We start from the raw sequence: 15,048 nt of genomic DNA on the forward strand, positions 1-15,048 counted from the left end.
TGAATCAGCGATGTACCAATTTGAAGAAGAAGAATATGAAGATGCAAATAAACTAATAGAAGATTTATTAAACAAGGATTTAAGTCATCCACTCTTTCAACCTGTGAAAAAGGAAATGGAAGAATTGCAGAATGATATTGAAACGGCTGTTCTTGCTAAGGAGAAGGCAGAAAAGGAAATAGCGGAGAAAGCTGCTGCTAAAAAAGCACAGGAACAAAAAGAACAGTCTACTAAAGTAAATCTTACGGCTGACGAAGCATTAACCATTATTAAAAATCTTTATGACTGGCCGTCAACAACCACATTTGATTTAGAACCTAATCTAATAGAATGGGGAGAAGAAAATTATTATGGTATTTACGTTGATACACATGTAGATGAAAGCAATTCTTCAACAAGTTTATTACGTGTAGATGCTAAGGATGGTTCTGTTTATGACTTCAGTCGTGGAGAGATGGTACCGGTAAATTGACATGCCAATATACGATGCAAAAAAAATCACCCTAATAGTTAGGCATAGCGAACAATTAGGGTGAAGTTCAAACCATCTATATCATCCTTAGAGTCTTTTTATAAATCATTCCATCTTTTATCATTTTGTTCAACTCAAGTGGTAGCAGTTGCCTCTCTCTTATATAGTGTTCTCTATAGTTTCCTTTAATCGTTGACGATGAATGATAAAAAATCCCCGAGTGCTTGTTCTGTTTACTACGCCTTCAGAAATTAACTCATTTAATAATTCTGTTACAGTTTCACGAATGCTTCCCATCATGCTAGCTAACTCTTGGTGTGTGACCTTCACCCCTATTTGAATCCACTCGTTTTGCACAGCAGCATTCTCGTTCAAAGGTTCCCCAAATTTTTCTGATAATCGGTTTAATAAAAAAAGTAGCTTGTTTCGTACACTCCCATATGCCATTTGCTCCATCATCTCCTCCATTTCCTTTAAACGAGTGGAGAGCACTTTTATTATTTTTAGTGCGATAACTGGTTTTTCCATTAAAACTTGTTCAAACTGGATCTTGTCTATGGAACATATAATAGAATTCTCAATAGCTTTAGCATATATAAGGTGGGACCCAGGGGCAAATAGGCTAATTTCCCCAAATATATGCCCCGCCCCCAATATATCTATCGTAAGTTCTTTCCCACTGTTAGACAGGGTGTACATACGCACTTTCCCCGACTTAATTAAATATAACCGCTTTTGATTCTTGTGCGGAGCGGTAATTAAAGTTCCTTTCTTGGTAACTCTGATTGGAGCTATGGATTCCATTTGTTGTAGTTCTTGTATGTCCAAATCATGGAATAAATTGATTCGCGATAAGTATTTAATTTTATCCACCAAATTCCCCCATTCGTAGGCTAGACTACAGATAATTCAATCAATATCAATTATAGTAAATTTTGGTAGATGTTTTCTATTTTTGTAATAAAGGAGTGTTTAATAATTGGAGATACTCATCATTATTGTTCAGGTTATTTTAGCGTGTATGTTTACATTTTCTGCGACCATCAAGTTCTTACGTAAACCAATGATGGTGCAACATTGGAACGAATATAGGTATCCTATGTGGTTTATGTTTTTCATTGCTTTATTGGAATTGACAGGTGTAATAGGATTATTAGCAGCATTTTGGTTTCCAGAAATGTTGATATATGCAGCTGTTCTTCTTGCTGTTTTAATGATTGGTGCCATACATGCCCACCTTTTCCGTGCCAAGCATACCCCACTAATGGCTATTAATGCTGTGGTAATGCTTCTTTTATCTATTACTCTTATTATTGTTGTTAATTAAAGGTCATTGGAATATTTAGTGGAATTACCTTTTTAAAAGTTAAACTACAATCAATATATAAATCTGATTATTTGGTGGTAATAGATCAAACAATAGTTAATTAATGCATCAATCTAATTACGATGGATACGTTGTCAAGAATGTAGAGATAGGCGCGAACTTATCTCTTTTTTAAGAATATAATTCTTGATAAAAGTGTATATATTTCATTAGTTCTGCGATTCCTGTTAATTGAATTAATAGTTGATTGTTCAATTTTTCCAATATATTAGAGTTTTGTATAAAACAATGTTTGACTAAGGATAATAGGATGAACTGTATTGTAAATAACCTAGAAAAAGAAACCACAAAAACGCTCTTAACTCACGCTTCTGAGGTTTCTTTTTCTATACTTCAAAAATCTTTCCCTAATTTAATTATAGTGTCTGCAACTTGTTCTTTCGTGATTGTCATGGAAGCATACTCTTGTACATGATGATCACCAACACATACACTGTATTTAGCGTTTTCAAACAGGCATTGATCATTGCTGTCGTTCCCAAAGGCGATGAAGTCTGTAACATGTAATCTATTAAGTCCATGAACTTTATTAACACCCAGGGGGCTTATATCAATAGCGTTTTCTTTTTTATAAGCAGTAACACTAACAGGTAATTGGGCTATCTCTTCCAGTACCGTTTTGGTAGGGTTAAATAAAACGAGTTTACAAATCTTCTCTAAATCTGTGAATAATCGATTCCTTGCAGATGATTGGTTAATATTATGATAGATAGGGTGGTCCTGACTACCAGTATAGGAATAATCCCATTCTCCATCTGCTAAATACATTAATTGATAGGTTTGAATAAGGTTATGTAATGGCTCTATTACAGCTGGATGAAAGTAATTGGTTGTAATCTTCCCATCCTCTGAGATATAACAACCATTCCCGCCAACTAATTTTCCTTTTTGAAGCTGGGCTGGGAGAACAGGTACTAAATCACGGATAGGTCTTGCAGAAGCAAAAATAATGTCGTGTCCACACTTCGTTAGTTCATCCAAAGCTTCTATAATAGATGAGTCTATTGTCTTTCCATCAAAGCAAATTGTTCCGTCAATATCGAATACAAAGTCCATTTTTAAATCGCCTCCATAGACGAGTATAATTAGTAGTAGTATATTGCCGAAAGGACAGGTGTCCTCAACTGTGGATGTAAAAAAATTCAAACAACTCTACGCTTATGAATTTCCGAATGAATTATTAACTCAAATCCAAAATCGTACCTATCAAACGAATGATTATATTTTAAGAACAGGTGATGAAATTGATGGGTTGTACTTTTTAATCGAAGGGAAATACTATGTATCTAGTCTTGAGATAACCGGTAAGGAATTGTTATTACGATATAGTAAAAGGTCTGGCATATTAGGGGATATCGAAATCTTGGAGCAATGTGCCATTCAATCGAATTGTATTGCTGCTGAGAGATGTGAATTTATCTATGTACCTCTAGCCGTCTATGAGAAATATTTAAAGCATGATATGGCATTTACACAAATACTGTTAAAAGAGTTGGCATATAAATTGAAGACTTGTACGACTTCCTCAAGAGTAAATGCGTTATCACCTGTGTCGGTTAGATTAGCAGCATATTATTGTACGATTGCGTCTCCCGAATCCAATAGTGACTATATAACGTCAAGTAAACTAGATGAGGTAGCTTCATTAATTGGTACTACGAAGAGACATCTTAATCGAATCTTAAAACAATGGAGTGAGGAGGGAAGTATTCATAGAGATGGTGATCATATTCAAATCCTAAATTGGGAGAGGATTAAGCAGCATTCCAATAATGTGCGTTTTGAATAAATTAGATGTAGTCAGGCGCTTTATACCTAAACTACATATAAATGAAGGTTGTCCTAGCCTATTGTAACAGCTATTGTTCAAATTTGCTCAAAGCTATTTCTTTGGCTCGGGATGGGGGACTTTAATCGGGCTGATTATATTATATTAAAAGGTATGAATTGCTTTATAATAGACTAGAAGATAAAAAATATTCATTAATTTAAAGAACACTATTACATGAAAGAAAGGAGTGACAACCATTGCATGACAATAAGGCACAAGACTTTATCAAGGAATTGGAAAAGCATCGGAATGAGCAGGATGTTGAGAAAATGAAACGTTTCTTTAAAAGCTCTGACCCAGATACGTTATGTCTGGGACTTCAGATGCGTACCGTTTTTCAGATTGCGAAACAGTTCATGGATATGTCCTTACCTGAGATTGAGAAGGTACTAGAAAGCCCTTATTATGAAGTAAGGATGGGGGCGGTTAGTATCATGGATTATCAAGCGAAGAAAAGGAAAATCTCCGAGGAGGAAAGAAAGTCCCTGTTTGACCTCTATTTGCGCAGACATGACCGTATCAACAATTGGGATTTTGTAGACCGATCGGCACCTTCTGTAATTGGTACGTTTTTATTGGATAAACCAAAGGACATTCTCTATACGCTAGCCCGCTCGAGCAATATGTGGGAGCGCAGAACTGCAATTGTTAGTACACATGCATTTATTAAAAAGGGAGAAATTAATCATACCTTTCGTATCGCAGAAATACTGATCCATGACCCTGAAGAGCTTATCCAAAAGGCTGTAGGCAGTTGGATTCGAGAAGCTGGTAAGCAGGATGAAACAATGCTAAAACGTTTTCTGAACGAATACGCACCTACTATGCCTAGAGTTACATTGAGATATGCCGTAGAAAAGCTGAACAAGGAGACAAGGGATTTTTATTTGTCGATGGGGAAGTGAATAGAGGGTGTACTAGGCTGTGGCAGAGGGAGTATCATACCCCACTATCACAGCCTTTTTCTTACCTTCTAAACCCTACTTCGTATTCGTAAACCCGCGATTAATATGAATCCCTTTACCATTACGGTTCCTGCCCTGAAAGTAATATTTATCCTCTACTACTCTCCTCTCCTAGTAATCTAGCCTAAGTAAAAAAAGGTTCCAAAATTTGAAAAAAATGGTTACGATATGAAGGTGTATGTGGACACACAAAATACATATCAATAGCTTACATTATTATTAAACTGACGTATGAAATAGAGGAGTATAACATGAGAAAACGCGGTATCACCGTTAAATTATTCGCTGTAACAGCTTTATTCTTTTTGATATTTTACGCCATGATTTTGATATTTCAGCTATTATTCTTTGATCGTTTCTATCAGCATCATAAAACAAAAGAAGCAAGGGAACACATACATCAATTAGCAGCAGCGTATGAGAAAAATTCTTGGAGCGAGGAGGAACTGACAAAACATACCCTGTCTTATATGAAGGAGACCAAAAGTCCATTGACGATTGTGGATGCAGAAGGTTACCAGTTGGTACAGGATCCGTTTAACATCATGCTGGAAACGAGAGATGGCTACGTTGTAGAGGTATCGCTTTCCTTACTCGTCACCAATTACGGGAAACAGATTCGAGAATTACGTATTACAGAGGGAGATACATTGATGGTGCACGGGGAAGCAGATGCGGAGGTTCCGTTAGTTATTTATCCAACTGTTATTACGAAGAATGGGGCAAGTGTGGGGGAAAGTCCGTTCGAGAACGATGTGATAGTCGAAGGAAAAGTAAAAAGCATTTCGCTGCCTAAGGCTGGGATGATTGAAAGAGGATTAGGGATTCTCTATGATGCGCTACTCGAATGGTTCCCACTAAAGGACGAGCAGTTAAAGAAGCTTTCCAAAGGGGAAAGTCTGCAGCTAGATTGGGTAGAGCCATGGAGTGGAAAACATAATTTAGTACTAATTGAGCCCTTTAAGAAAGATGGCGAAATGCAATTCATGTTCTCTGTCACATCGCTTCAAGAAATCAAAGAAACCAATGAAGCACTTCAGCTATTTTATGTCTATATCGGGATAGCCGGCTTCATTCTGATCCTTTTGCTGTCGTTATTCTTCTCCCGTCTTGTTAGTCGACCACTAATTAAGCTAAATGAAATGGCAGAAAAAATGGTGCATCTAGACTTCTCGAAGGTGAACCCGATTAAGCAGAAGGATGAGCTAGGAAGCCTTTCAAACAATATGCTTGTGATGGCGAAAAATCTGGATGTGGCACTAAATGATTTGAAACAAGCCAATGACAAGCTGAAGCAGGATATGGAAAAACGTGTGCAGATGGAAAAGGAACAGCGTGAGTTTTTTGAGCATGCATCACATGAACTGAAGACCCCGCTTAGCATTGTCAAAAGCTTTGCTGAAGGACTACAGGATGATGTTAGTCCGGATAAGCAGGACCACTATGTAGAAGTGATTATAGAAGAGTCCGCAAAGATGGAAGTGTTGATTCAGGATATGCTGGATTTAGCTAAGTTGGAAAATGGTGTAATTAAGCTAAGAAAAACATCTTTTCTACTCAGTGAAATGATTGAGGATTTAGCCGATAAACTATTCTGTATTGCGAAAGAGAAAAAGGTCGCGATTGAAATCATGCCGAAGAATGAACAGCATATTTTGGCGGATTATGAGTGGCTGGAGCGAGTCATGCAAAATCTTCTCATGAATGCGGTTCGGCACAGTGAGCCTGATTCTGTCATTGTCATTCGAATCGAATTGGATGCGGAAAATGGTGACACGGTGTTCAAAATTGAAAACAAAGGCACGCAAATCCCAGAAGAACAGCTGGATAAAATCTGGAGACGCTTCTATCGGACCGAATCCTCTCGTAGCCGGATGACGGGTGGTACAGGATTAGGGCTGGCCATTGTTCGGCAAATTCTAGATTTGCATGAATTTCAATATGGGGTGGAAAACATGCCTGACGGTGTGCGTTTCTATGTTCGTTTTCATTAATAGGACTAATTACTTATGAGGACACATAAAAGACATATCGCCTTGTTACTATATTGCTAGATTGGAAGGAAGATTCACGATGGGGAAGAAAGTGTTGCTTGTCGAGGATGAAGTGAGAATCCGAGAAGTGGTAGCTGATTATTTCAAAATGGATGGTTGGGAAGTGTATGAGACGGATAATGGCAGTAGTGCTATTGACTGGTTTAATGCCATTTATCCGGATTTAGTCATTCTTGATATTATGATGCCACAAATGGATGGATTTGCTGTTACCAAGCAGGTTCGTATGAATTCGGGTGTACCAATTATTCTGTTAACAGCAAAATCCAGTGATGATGATAAAGTTCGTGGCTTTGAACTCGGAGCCGATGAGTATGTTACAAAGCCCTTTAGTCCAAGAGTGTTAGTAGCGCGTGCTAATTCTTTAATGAAACGGGTTACCGAGCATTACCTGCCGACAGGACATATGATGAGCTTCGGTGAGGCAATGGTTAACACGAAGGCCCATCAGCTTCAGATTGCGGGCCAACAAGTCGAATTGACACCAAAGGAATATGAATTGTTGGTGTTCCTGCTTCAGCATAAGAATCAAGTCCTTTCACGCGAAACCATTTTGAATCACGTATGGGGCTTGGACTTCGATGGTGATATTCGAGTGGTGGATACACATATTAAAAAACTAAGAGCTAAATTAGGCGGCGAATCTCATCATATCCGAACGGTTATAGGGACCGGCTATAAATTTGAATAAAGGAAGAGAGAAAATGAATAGGCTCAAACAATTATATACGCGCCATGGCGTTCGTTTTGTTTTACATACTTGTTTTTATCTTGGAATCCTTATTACCTTGTTCTTGATGTACGGCTTCCATACAGCCAATACAGGTAACTATATTTACAATGATTTCTAAATGGAGAAGATAATAAAATGAAACTTTTAACTAGTATTGCACAGCATGCGGAAAGAAACCCAGAACAGATAGCATTTCGAACAGGAGACCAGGTATTGACCTATGAATTGCTTTGGGACAGATCGAGGCGACTAGCAAGCTTCATACACGCTAAGCAGCTCAAAAGACAGACACCAATTGTTGTCTATGGTCATATGGACATTGATATGCCGGTATCGTTCCTTGGATGTGTACAGGCTGGACACCCTTACATACCGGTAGATACATCTATTCCAATCGAACGAGTGCGTCTAATCGTAGAAAAATCTGGTGCGGGACTGGTTCTGAATACAACTGGTAGTATGCTAGATTTTGAGGATGTCACAGTTTTAGATGTACAGACACTACAGCTGGAGCAAGAAGAGCTGATTGGTGATGACTACTGGGTGAAGCCTGATGAGGTCTTTTATATCATTTATACATCCGGCAGTACGGGAAATCCAAAAGGTGTTCAAATAACCTCATCCAACCTGCAATCTTTTACCGATTGGATGGTCGGTGACTTTCCGTTAGGTCAAGGAAAGGTGTTCTTGAATCAGGCGCCTTTTTCATTCGATTTGTCTGTGATGGACCTTTATCCGGCGCTTCAGAGTGGGGGTGCAATTCATGCCTTGGAGAAAGAAGTCATGAATAAGCCAAAGCTAATGTTTGAGAACTTGAGTCGTTCGGGATTGCAAATATGGACGTCGACACCATCCTTCGTGCAGATGTGTTTTCCAAATCCGGACTTTCATCAAACGATGCTGCCGGAGCTTGAGGTATTCCTTTTCTGTGGGGAAGTGCTACCGCTAGCGGTGGCTAAAGAGCTGAAGGAACGTTTTCCTGGGGCGAGGATTTTTAATACGTATGGGCCAACAGAAGCAACCGTTGCGGTGACATCTATTGAAATTACGGAAGCGTTGCTTGCGCAAGAGAAGGCTCTGCCGGTAGGCTATCCAAAATCGGATATGCGTATCCTCGTTGTGGATGAATCGGGTAATCCGCTACCTGAAGGTGAAAAAGGGGAGCTTATCCTTATCGGGCCAAGTGTTTCAAAAGGCTATCTCGATGAACCTTTACTAACAGAAAAGGCATTCGGCGTGATAAACGGAATGAACGCCTATCGTACTGGAGATGCCGGCTATATGCAGGACGGGCTGGTGTATTGCCAAGGCAGACTGGATTATCAAATCAAGCTGCATGGTTACCGGATGGAGCTAGAGGAGATTGAGTTCCACCTTAATCAGTCTGAATATATTAAGGCAGCCATTATTATCCCGTATGTACCAAACGAAGAAATTGAATACTTGATTGCGGCAGTGGTACCAGCGGAGCATAGCTTTGAGAAGGAATACCAGCTGACAGCTGCTATTCGAAAGGATCTTGCTTTACGCTTACCGGCCTATATGATCCCGCGTAAGTTCACGTATCATACTGCTATTCCAATGACGATAAATGGGAAAGTAGACCGTAAGAAAATGAAGGAAGAGGTATTCGCATGATTCCATATAGCTCTTTCCTTTTCTTTATCATTCTAGGTATCTTGCTACTGCCAACGATGATTCTTGGCATAATGGGCAAGCGCCTTCGTTATTACAATGTGTTCGTCACCATTGTTGTATTGGCGATTATATTTTCCGGAGGGGATGAAGGCTTCTTCTCGTTAGTAGTCTTCACTATCCTTCAGGTTGTTCTGGTCAAGGGCTATATTTCATATCGGCATACAAAGAATAGCAGTCTCGTATTCTATATCATTAGCTTTTTGTCGATTCTACCTTTGATTTTATCCAAGCTGTTGCCGATATTGGCAGTGGACAACTGGGCAAGCTTTCTCGGTATCTCTTATCTGACATTTCGAGCGGTCCAAATCATTATTGAAACAAGGGATGGATTGATTAAGGAGCAGCTCTCGGTTTTTCAGCTTGTTAATTTTATGCTGTTTTATCCAACGATTTCATCAGGTCCGATTGATCGCTTCCGGCGCTTCCAAAAGGATGAAGAAAAGCGCTGGACACCGGAAGAGTACAAGGAGCTGCTTTATAAAGGGATCAATAAAATCTTCCTTGGCTTTTTGTATAAATTTATCATTGGCTATAGCATCAATACGTACTTCATTATGAATCTAGATAGTATAGCGACTAGCCAGTTTACGAATCATTTATTGTACATGTACAGCTATAGCTTGTACCTATTCTTCGACTTTGCCGGCTATACGGCGTTTGCGGTCGGAGTTAGTTATATCATGGGAATCCGGTCACCGGAGAACTTTAATATGCCATTCATCAGCCGCAACATTAAGGATTTCTGGAACAGGTGGCATATGTCACTATCGTTCTGGTTCCGTGATTATGTATTCATGCGCTTCGTCCTCTTGATGAAGAAGAAAAAATGGATACAGAATAAAATGCTCGTATCGAATTTAGGTTATATCCTGCTGTTCCTGCTGATGGGGGTATGGCATGGATTAGCGATTCAGTACATTATGTATGGAGCATATCATGCCTTGATGATGGCCGGATTTAATTTCTTCGAGTCCTGGAACAAAAAACATAAACGCTGGCCAACAGGAAGGGCCATGACAGTGGTGTCTATCGTCATCACTTTCCATGTCGTGTGTTTCGGTTTCTATCTGTTTTCCGGCAGACCATTTCAATAAAAGGGGAATATAAATATGGATTTTAAAGAGAAAGTATTAGAAGTTATTGCAGAAGTTTGTGAAGATGATGTGGTGAAAGAAGAGCATGATTTGGATATATTTGAAGCAGGATTGATTGATTCATTCGCGACCGTGGAATTACTTGTTCAATTTGAGGAGCAGCTTGCTATTAATGTACCAATTACAGAGTTCGACCGAGAGACATGGAATACACCAAATGCTATCGTTGATCGTCTGAATGAGCTGAGATAATGAAGAAGAAGTATCTGTTTGGACCGATCATTCTGGCATTGGTCCTGTTTGCCGGGGTCGTATACGTACCTGTATCATGGCTGGCTAAGTTAGTTCCAGCAGACCGTTTGGCGGAATCGGCTATCAGCTTGGAGCCAAATATGTTCCAGGGAACCTATTTGCAAAGTGAAATGCTCCGTAATTCAGAGTATGTTCCAATCTATGGTTCCTCTGAATTGTCGCGCTGGGATCCATTCCATCCATCGAATTATTTTGAGACGAATGATGCTGCCTTTACACCTTATTTAATAGGAAAAGGCGGAATGACCTCGATTATTCATGATTTAAACTTTGCAACACATGCCGATCAATTGAAGAACAAGAAGATGGTCATTATTGTATCGCCACAATGGTTTGTAAAGCATGGTACAGATGAGCAGCATTTTGCACCAAACTACTCCTCACTGCAAGCGTACCAGCTTCCATACAATGAGGAAGTGGACGAAGAGGTGAAGCGAAAACTGATGCAACGCCTGATGACGTATGAGGCAGTTAAGAACGACACCATACTTTATCAGCTTTATGATGCGTATTTGAATGACAATAAGGTTATGTTTAATATCTTGTCCGTTCCTGCAGAGGCATATATATCCATACTGAAGAAAAAGGATCTATATTTCACCATTATGAAAAATAAACCAACGAATCGACATCAGTCAGATGAAGTGAAGGGGAAGACATGGGAGGAGCTGCGGGCACAAGCGGATGCTTATGGCGAGAAGCGGACACAGCATTCCCAATTTTACATTGAAGACAGCGTGTATAAGCGTAAGAAGGAGTATATCAAGGGAATGGAAGGAAAGAATAAAACCCATTCCTATGCCGAATCACTGGAGTACGATGATTTCCAACTGATGTTGGATATTCTGAAGGAAGCAGGTGCTGAACCGCTATTTGTCATTATCCCTGTAAACGGAGCATATTATGACTACACAGGATTCCCGGAAAAGGGACGGCAAGACTATTACAAGCGGATAAAGAAACAGATTCGTGATAGCGGCTTTTCTTATGCCGATTATTCCGACCATGAATATGATCCGTATTTTATGCGTGACACGATTCATATTGGTTGGAAAGGCTGGGTTTATTTAAATGAGGATATCCAGAAGTTCGTAGAAAAACACTAGTAGATGGGAGCGCTTGTGTGATGGGCAGTCACACGTTCTCAAGCATTGGGGTATTAGATAGAAAAGGGCTGTGGCAGAGGGGCATTAAAGCCCAGTGCCACAGCCCTTTTGAGTTAATCATGTAAGGCTTATTTCGTATTCGTAAATCCACCATCGATACGGATTACTTCACCATTAATATATTCTGCTTTAGAAGTAAGTAAAAAGGTAACAAGCTCAGCCACTTCTTCTGGCGTTCCTAGACGTTTCTGTGGAATTCCACCTGTAGCATTTTCCTTCATTTTCGGATTTGCTTCGTAGAACTCTTTTACCATTGGTGTTTCAGTAGGTCCTGGAGCAATAGCATTTACACGCAAGCCATCTTTTGCATATTCTGCTACCATACTCTTCGTTAGCCCAACAATTCCGTGTTTTGTAGCGGAATAGGTAACAACAGAGTCTTGTCCAATAACACCTGCACTAGAAGCGGTGTTCACAATGGAGCCTCCCCCATTTTCTAACATTGCCTTCGCTACATAATGTACACCGTATAAGGCACCCATTAAGTTAATGCCAACGATTTTATCAATTTCTTCGATAGAGGTATCTAAGAAATATTTTCCGCTACCTGATATTCCGGCATTGTTAAAGAAATAATCAATTTTACCGAAGTGTTCTAGTGTTTGATCGACATAATGTTTTACGTCTTCTTTTTTGGATACATCCGCTTTTATGAAAATAGCATCTACGTTATGTTTTTTCACTAATTCTACTGTTTCATTTCCACCTTGTTCATTAACATCTACTACCGCAATACTAATTCCTTCCTGTGCCAATCGTACAGCTGTTGATTGACCTAATCCACTACCTGCACCAGTAATAATTGCAACGTTACTCATCTATGAAAACCTCCTATATAATCAATTGGAAAACCAATTTTTCATCGGGTTCATTTCCACCGTATTACCTGTTAGCATTACCATTGTATAACCAACTATGCGTTTAGCAAGCGTATATAGTCGAAAAATGGATCCGTACTTCAAGGGTAGAACTAATATTTCTCCAGGTCAACTATAGTAAACTGTGACTTCTTTTCTGAGAATTTCTAAAAAAATCGATTTGAAGAATGGAACGGCTCAATAGATAACATTCACCAGAAGTTCGTTTCTTTAGAATATCAGCGAATTAGAGAAGGCATGTTTCCGGAAATGGTACGTATACACACTTCTCTCTCCAAACAGATAATTTGTATTCTTTAAAAGCGAGTATTATAATTTCCAACACAATGGAGTGCACTCCATTATCCAAAACTTGTTATGGAGGGAAAAATGACATGACAAGAAATACTCGATTCATGATATTGCCGGATAGGATTGAAGAATGGGAAAACGCTAGTGCGAGCACTTTCCTAAATTTGTACGCCTTTGGACGTTGTGAAGGTTTTTGCGATTCGATTGGCTAGGTGTAAGTTTTATGTGTTTTATCGGGTAATTTATCAATACTAAAGAGGAAAAGCTTGCCCGGATAAGCGGCGCAAAAAGCCAATGTATATGCTTAAGCGCTCGTTTAGGTTTTTAACGCAAGGTCAGTTTAACTAAACATAGAAGGAGAGATTCTTTTCATGAAGGATTTATTTACCCCCTATCAAATAAAGAACTTAGAATTAAAAAACCGTGTCGTCATGCCACCTATGTGTCAATATTCCGTTACGAAAAAGGATGGAATTGCGAATGATTGGCATTATGTTCACTATGTTAGCCGTGCCATCGGAGGAGCAGGGCTAATCATTATTGAAATGACGGATGTGGAGCCGGATGGCCGTATTACAGATTATGATCTCGGATTATGGTCAGATGAACAAATCCCAGCCATCAAACGAATTGTTGATGCCTGTCACCAACATGGTGCTAAAGTGGCTATTCAAATTGCCCATGCGGGACGTAAAGCAGAGGATGCAGCGGTTCCTGTTGCGCCATCACCAATTCCATTTGATGAAAATTCCAAAACTCCGAGGGAACTGACAACAGAAGAAATTAAAGAAATGGTTGAGAAATTCCGATTAGCAACAGAACGCGCGGTAAAAGCTGGTGTCGATGCGATCGAAATTCATGGAGCACATGGTTACCTAATCCACCAGTTCCAGTCCCCATTTACCAATAAACGTACAGATGAATATGGACAAGATCTAACCAAGTTTGGTAAGGAAGTTATCCAGGCAGCGAAAAGTGTCATGCCTAGTGAGATGCCGCTAATTATGCGTGTTTCTGCGGTTGAATATGTGGATAACGGCTACGGATTGAGGGAAAGTGTCGCATTCTCGAAGGTTTATCAAGAAGCTGGCGTTGATATGTTCCATGTTAGTGCTGGTGGAGAAGGACAAATTGCTGCTCATGGAAGACCAGGAACGCATGCTGCCTACCAAGTACCTTTCGCAAGAGAAATAAAAGAAAAACTAAATGTCCCGGTTATTGCGGTTGGAAGACTGGATGAACCAGCACTCGCCAACGCAGTGATTGGAAATGAGGAAGCAGATCTTGTAGCGGTAGGTAGAGGAATGTTACGTAATCCATACTGGACACTAGAAGCAGCAGCTACATTAAATAAGAAAAACACCGTTCCTACCCAATACTCACCAGCCTTTCCATCAAGATCATAAAGGAAACGGATAGTTTTAACGAAAGAGTATATATTAATTTTGAATTATAAGGAGGAATAAAGCATGGCAAAAAAAGTATTGATGGTTGTGACAAATCATACAACTATTACAGATGATCACAAGACAGGTCTATGGCTAGAGGAATTCGCTGTACCTTACCTCGTTTTCAAAGAAAAAGGCTACGAGGTACAAGTGACCAGCATCAGTGGTGGTGAAGTTGCACTAGACCCAAACAGTATGGAAGAGAAGCCAGAGTGGAAAGATGCTGAAGCGGAACTAAAAAATATGGAGAAACTAACGAAAGACCATGCACATGGATATGACGCTATATTCCTACCAGGTGGACATGGTACGATGTTTGATTTTCCAGATAGTGAAACACTTCTTTATGTATTGCAGGAGTTTGCGGAAGAAGATAAAATCATCTCCGCTGTTTGCCACGGACCTGCTGGATTAGTCAATGCAACATACAAAGACGGTACACCAATCGTGAAAGGCAAGAAGGTTACCGCCTTTACTGATGAGGAAGAGGTTGAAATGGAGCTAGATGTTCACATGCCTTTCCTTTTAGAGACTAAATTACGAGAGAACGGTGCCGATTTCGTTGCTTCTGAAAAATGGACTGATCACTCGATCCGAGATGGCAAACTAGTGACAGGACAAAATCCGCAGTCTAGCAGAAGTACAGCGGAGAAAGTGGTAGAGGCGTTAGAGGAATAAGGTAGTGGATTGGTAAAGGGTACTTCCGAGCTTATGGCTTG

At 39.7% G+C, this 15,048-nt stretch carries 16 protein-coding genes; 13 read left to right on the plus strand and 3 right to left on the minus strand.

Features of this window, described 5'->3' with window-relative positions:
- Positions 1-10: 10 nt before the first annotated feature.
- Positions 11-472: a hypothetical protein gene (locus ACSKT4_RS10130; RefSeq protein WP_465823341.1), complete on the plus strand. Its 462-nt coding sequence runs from the start codon at positions 11-13 to the stop codon at positions 470-472.
- Between the two features lie 159 nt (positions 473-631).
- On the opposite strand, the gene ACSKT4_RS10135 is transcribed toward ACSKT4_RS10130, so the two are convergent.
- Positions 632-1,345 (minus strand): Crp/Fnr family transcriptional regulator, encoded by a 714-nt coding sequence (locus ACSKT4_RS10135; RefSeq protein ID WP_366480480.1) that lies wholly within the window; start codon positions 1,343-1,345, stop codon positions 632-634.
- Between the two features lie 106 nt (positions 1,346-1,451).
- Between ACSKT4_RS10135 and ACSKT4_RS10140 the strand changes: the two genes are divergently transcribed.
- Positions 1,452-1,799 carry a DoxX family protein gene (locus ACSKT4_RS10140; protein WP_186867941.1) on the plus strand — a complete coding sequence of 116 codons (348 nt, stop codon included), beginning with the start codon at positions 1,452-1,454 and terminating at the stop codon, positions 1,797-1,799.
- Positions 1,800-2,192: 393 nt separating this feature from the next.
- Here ACSKT4_RS10140 and ACSKT4_RS10145 read toward each other — a convergent pair whose 3' ends face one another.
- Positions 2,193-2,915, minus strand: a complete 723-nt coding sequence (locus tag ACSKT4_RS10145; RefSeq protein ID WP_186867942.1) for an HAD-IIB family hydrolase — start codon at positions 2,913-2,915, stop codon at positions 2,193-2,195.
- Between the two features lie 70 nt (positions 2,916-2,985).
- Between ACSKT4_RS10145 and ACSKT4_RS10150 the strand changes: the two genes are divergently transcribed.
- The 9 genes from ACSKT4_RS10150 to dltD all read left to right on the plus strand — a co-directional run bounded on the left by ACSKT4_RS10150 (position 2,986) and on the right by dltD (position 11,652).
- Positions 2,986-3,648, plus strand: coding sequence for a cyclic nucleotide-binding domain-containing protein (locus ACSKT4_RS10150; RefSeq protein ID WP_186867943.1), 663 nt, complete (start codon positions 2,986-2,988; stop codon positions 3,646-3,648).
- Between the two features lie 239 nt (positions 3,649-3,887).
- Positions 3,888-4,595: a DNA alkylation repair protein gene (locus ACSKT4_RS10155; RefSeq protein WP_186867944.1), complete on the plus strand. Its 708-nt coding sequence runs from the start codon at positions 3,888-3,890 to the stop codon at positions 4,593-4,595.
- A gap of 311 nt (positions 4,596-4,906) precedes the next feature.
- Entirely contained in the window at positions 4,907-6,649 is a 1,743-nt protein-coding gene (locus ACSKT4_RS10160; protein ID WP_186867945.1) for a sensor histidine kinase, read from the plus strand.
- A 79-nt stretch (positions 6,650-6,728) separates the two neighbouring features.
- Entirely contained in the window at positions 6,729-7,400 is a 672-nt protein-coding gene (locus ACSKT4_RS10165; RefSeq protein WP_186867946.1) for a response regulator transcription factor, read from the plus strand.
- A gap of 13 nt (positions 7,401-7,413) precedes the next feature.
- On the plus strand, positions 7,414-7,560 hold the full coding sequence (locus tag ACSKT4_RS10170; RefSeq protein ID WP_186867947.1) for a teichoic acid D-Ala incorporation-associated protein DltX: 147 nt from the start codon (positions 7,414-7,416) through the stop codon (positions 7,558-7,560).
- Positions 7,561-7,577: 17 nt separating this feature from the next.
- Positions 7,578-9,080 carry a D-alanine--poly(phosphoribitol) ligase subunit DltA gene (dltA, locus tag ACSKT4_RS10175; RefSeq protein WP_186867948.1) on the plus strand — a complete coding sequence of 501 codons (1,503 nt, stop codon included), beginning with the start codon at positions 7,578-7,580 and terminating at the stop codon, positions 9,078-9,080.
- On the plus strand, positions 9,077-10,234 hold the full coding sequence (dltB, locus tag ACSKT4_RS10180; protein ID WP_186867949.1) for a D-alanyl-lipoteichoic acid biosynthesis protein DltB: 1,158 nt from the start codon (positions 9,077-9,079) through the stop codon (positions 10,232-10,234). The genes dltA and dltB overlap by 4 nt, the downstream gene beginning before the upstream one ends.
- Positions 10,235-10,249: 15 nt before the next feature.
- On the plus strand, positions 10,250-10,486 hold the full coding sequence (gene dltC / locus ACSKT4_RS10185) for a D-alanine--poly(phosphoribitol) ligase subunit DltC (RefSeq protein WP_186867950.1): 237 nt from the start codon (positions 10,250-10,252) through the stop codon (positions 10,484-10,486).
- Positions 10,486-11,652: a D-alanyl-lipoteichoic acid biosynthesis protein DltD gene (dltD, locus tag ACSKT4_RS10190; RefSeq protein WP_465823343.1), complete on the plus strand. Its 1,167-nt coding sequence runs from the start codon at positions 10,486-10,488 to the stop codon at positions 11,650-11,652. Before dltC ends, dltD begins: the two co-directional genes overlap by 1 nt.
- Before the next feature lie 128 nt (positions 11,653-11,780).
- On the opposite strand, the gene ACSKT4_RS10195 is transcribed toward dltD, so the two are convergent.
- On the minus strand, positions 11,781-12,530 hold the full coding sequence (locus ACSKT4_RS10195; RefSeq protein ID WP_186867952.1) for an SDR family NAD(P)-dependent oxidoreductase: 750 nt from the start codon (positions 12,528-12,530) through the stop codon (positions 11,781-11,783).
- Between the two features lie 722 nt (positions 12,531-13,252).
- On the opposite strand from ACSKT4_RS10195, the gene ACSKT4_RS10200 reads away from it, so the two are divergent.
- Both ACSKT4_RS10200 and ACSKT4_RS10205 read left to right on the plus strand, forming a co-directional pair.
- The gene (locus tag ACSKT4_RS10200) at positions 13,253-14,287 is read left to right on the plus strand and encodes an NADH:flavin oxidoreductase/NADH oxidase (RefSeq protein ID WP_465823345.1); all 1,035 of its coding nucleotides are present in this window, start codon (positions 13,253-13,255) and stop codon (positions 14,285-14,287) included.
- Between the two features lie 63 nt (positions 14,288-14,350).
- Entirely contained in the window at positions 14,351-15,007 is a 657-nt protein-coding gene (locus ACSKT4_RS10205; protein ID WP_465823346.1) for a type 1 glutamine amidotransferase domain-containing protein, read from the plus strand.
- Positions 15,008-15,048: the final 41 nt, after the last annotated feature.

It is taken from the genome of Ornithinibacillus liuyingii, assembly GCF_055550225.1.

What these genes read in the sequence shown, in the direction of transcription:
- ACSKT4_RS10130 (WP_465823341.1), top strand. Translation starts at nt 11, where the DNA reads ATGTACCAATTTGAAGAAGAAGAATATGAAGATGCAAATAAACTAATA.
- ACSKT4_RS10145 (WP_186867942.1), bottom strand. Translation starts at nt 2,915, where the DNA reads ATGGACTTTGTATTCGATATTGACGGAACAATTTGCTTTGATGGAAAG.
- ACSKT4_RS10160 (WP_186867945.1), top strand. Translation starts at nt 4,907, where the DNA reads ATGAGAAAACGCGGTATCACCGTTAAATTATTCGCTGTAACAGCTTTA.
- ACSKT4_RS10165 (WP_186867946.1), top strand. Translation starts at nt 6,729, where the DNA reads ATGGGGAAGAAAGTGTTGCTTGTCGAGGATGAAGTGAGAATCCGAGAA.
- ACSKT4_RS10170 (WP_186867947.1), top strand. Translation starts at nt 7,414, where the DNA reads ATGAATAGGCTCAAACAATTATATACGCGCCATGGCGTTCGTTTTGTT.
- dltA (WP_186867948.1), top strand. Translation starts at nt 7,578, where the DNA reads ATGAAACTTTTAACTAGTATTGCACAGCATGCGGAAAGAAACCCAGAA.
- dltB (WP_186867949.1), top strand. Translation starts at nt 9,077, where the DNA reads ATGATTCCATATAGCTCTTTCCTTTTCTTTATCATTCTAGGTATCTTG.
- dltC (WP_186867950.1), top strand. Translation starts at nt 10,250, where the DNA reads ATGGATTTTAAAGAGAAAGTATTAGAAGTTATTGCAGAAGTTTGTGAA.
- dltD (WP_465823343.1), top strand. Translation starts at nt 10,486, where the DNA reads ATGAAGAAGAAGTATCTGTTTGGACCGATCATTCTGGCATTGGTCCTG.
- ACSKT4_RS10195 (WP_186867952.1), bottom strand. Translation starts at nt 12,530, where the DNA reads ATGAGTAACGTTGCAATTATTACTGGTGCAGGTAGTGGATTAGGTCAA.
- ACSKT4_RS10200 (WP_465823345.1), top strand. Translation starts at nt 13,253, where the DNA reads ATGAAGGATTTATTTACCCCCTATCAAATAAAGAACTTAGAATTAAAA.
- ACSKT4_RS10205 (WP_465823346.1), top strand. Translation starts at nt 14,351, where the DNA reads ATGGCAAAAAAAGTATTGATGGTTGTGACAAATCATACAACTATTACA.